The sequence below is a fragment of the Autumnicola aciditolerans genome (assembly GCF_041679265.1).
Taxonomy (GTDB): domain Bacteria; phylum Bacteroidota; class Bacteroidia; order Flavobacteriales; family Flavobacteriaceae; genus Autumnicola.
Map to the genome: position 1 here is coordinate 1 of NZ_JBGFSM010000059.1, position 2233 is coordinate 2233.

Consider the following 2233-nt stretch of genomic DNA (forward strand, 5'->3'; position numbering starts at 1 on the left):
TAGAGACCGTTTTAGTTCTCCTCCTTCTTCATCTCAAAGGTATATTTATTATTGAACGAAGTAAAGGAGACCGTTGTGCTTCATTATTTTATTGAGTAAATAACTAAAAATCATATCTTAGGAAAAATAATTTCTAATGATAAAATTCTTTAGGAAAATTCGACAAAAGACTCTCATTAAAAATAAATTTGGGAAATATTTGACTTATGCTATCGGAGAAATTATTCTTGTTGTCATTGGAATTTTAATTGCTCTATCAATTAATAATTGGAATGAAAACAGAAAAGACTCAATTGAGGAAGAAGACATTTTAGAAAGCTTATTAGAAAATCTAAAACTATCGAAAATACAATCTGAATTATTAATTAATGAAGAAAAGAGATTAAAGCAAGACTTAATACAACTTCTTGGAATTGATGCTGACACTACTCAAAAAAACTCCAAAATAATTAGTGATTCTACTTTTAAAAATGCCGTTTGGGATTTACAAAGTGATATGCCAACTTTCAACGCATACAATAATCTGAAAAGCACTAAAAAACTGAGCTTAATTAAAAATAAGAATATAAATGAAAAATTTACAGAATTAGAATTTCGTCTAAATAAACTCGATGACATTCTTGACGACAGATTGAGTGTACATCAAATTCGTATAGATGACATATTAGAAAACGACGTCAATTTCATTATTTTAATAAAATCCAACGTAACAAATATTAATATTGACAACGAATCAAAAAATAATTATTCGCAGTTACTTAAAAATAAAAGAATAAGAAATCTTCTCGGTATGAAATTATCATTTACACAAGATGTGATTGATTTTCGGGAAAACCTCGATGAAGAAATTAAAGATATAAAAATTTTAATCGAAAAGGAATTAAGGGAAAATAACGAAAGCACAACATCGGTTCATCGCAAATAACGGGTATTGTCGAAAAGTGTAATTTTAGAAACCAGGAAAGAAAATAGTTAATCCGACAAGTCCGCGTACCTACTCCCGCAACTTGCGATAACCGTAACCGTTGTGCACAAGAATTTCTTTAAAGCCTGGGTTCAATAACTTAACGCAACAAATCATACTTTTAGATTTGTTGTATGGAACTAAAAAAACACCGGCGATTGACTCATCAAGAAAGAGTGATTATCCAGACTCTTTTAGAGGAAAAAAAGTCCAAATCCTTTATCGCTAAAAAGCTTGGTAGAACCAGATCTACCATCACCAGAGAAGTCAATAGATGGGTAACCAAACCCACGGAAAAATACAATGCAGATCTGGCTCATTTTAATGCTAAAGATGATTATCTCAACAAGAGAAATAAGGATAAAATAAGCACCTATAAAAGACTTTGCATTTACGTTTACAAAGGTCTTTTGAAAGAGTGGACACCTGAACAAATTTCCGGAAGAATCAAAAAGGATTACCCTAATGATCCGGTGATGTCTATTTCTCACGAAGCCATCTATCAACATATTTATAAGAAGCCCCAGGCAAGGTTAAATATGAAACTCATTAAACTTTTAGTAAGAGGAACAAAAAGACGAAAATCAAGGCTACATCGTAAAAGAAAAGGCAGTAAAATCATTGATCAGGTCAGTATTGACAGTAGGCCATCTCATATCCAAGATAGGCAAGAAAGTGGTCATTGGGAAGGTGATTTAATGGTTGGAGCTAATCATAAAAGCGTTATAGGAACTATCGTGGAAAGAAAGTTCAGGTATACCTTGATTGTAAAATTAGAGAACAAAAAAGCCAATCATGTCAGTAAAAAATTCTCCAAAACATTAAATAATCTTGATCCGATTTTTAAGAAAACAATGACATACGACAACGGAATTGAAATGGCCCAACATAAAAACATTACACAGAAAACAGGGATGGAAATTTACTTTGCCCACCCCTATTCTTCCTGGGAAAGAGGTACCAACGAAAATACAAATGGACTCATCAGGAGATACCTCCCAAAGGGAACAAATTTTAATAATATCAATGCAAAACAGCTACAAATTATATAAGACAAACTCAATAACAGACCACGTAAAATTTTGGGCTATAATACTCCTCAAGAAATGATGGATCTTGAACGAAAAAAATTATATTTGAATACTAACCTTTAACTAACGCTTTGTTGCGTTGAATCCTTGAATCCAGCGATTCGTTTTCATTTTTCTAAGAATGAAAATTATATCTAAAAAAATTATAAATATGAAATATTTTAACAAGTATTAAAAT

At 31.2% G+C, this 2233-nt stretch carries 1 protein-coding gene and 1 pseudogene; both read left to right on the forward strand.

The window, feature by feature from the left end; all coding sequences use genetic code 11:
• Positions 1-136 precede the first annotated feature (136 nt).
• Entirely contained in the window at positions 137-925 is a 789-nt protein-coding gene (locus tag AB8M93_RS18690) for a DUF6090 family protein (protein WP_373060500.1), read from the forward strand.
• A 173-nt stretch (positions 926-1098) separates the two neighbouring features.
• Positions 1099-2118: pseudogene (locus tag AB8M93_RS18695) on the forward strand (IS30 family transposase).
• Positions 2119-2233 lie beyond the last annotated feature (115 nt).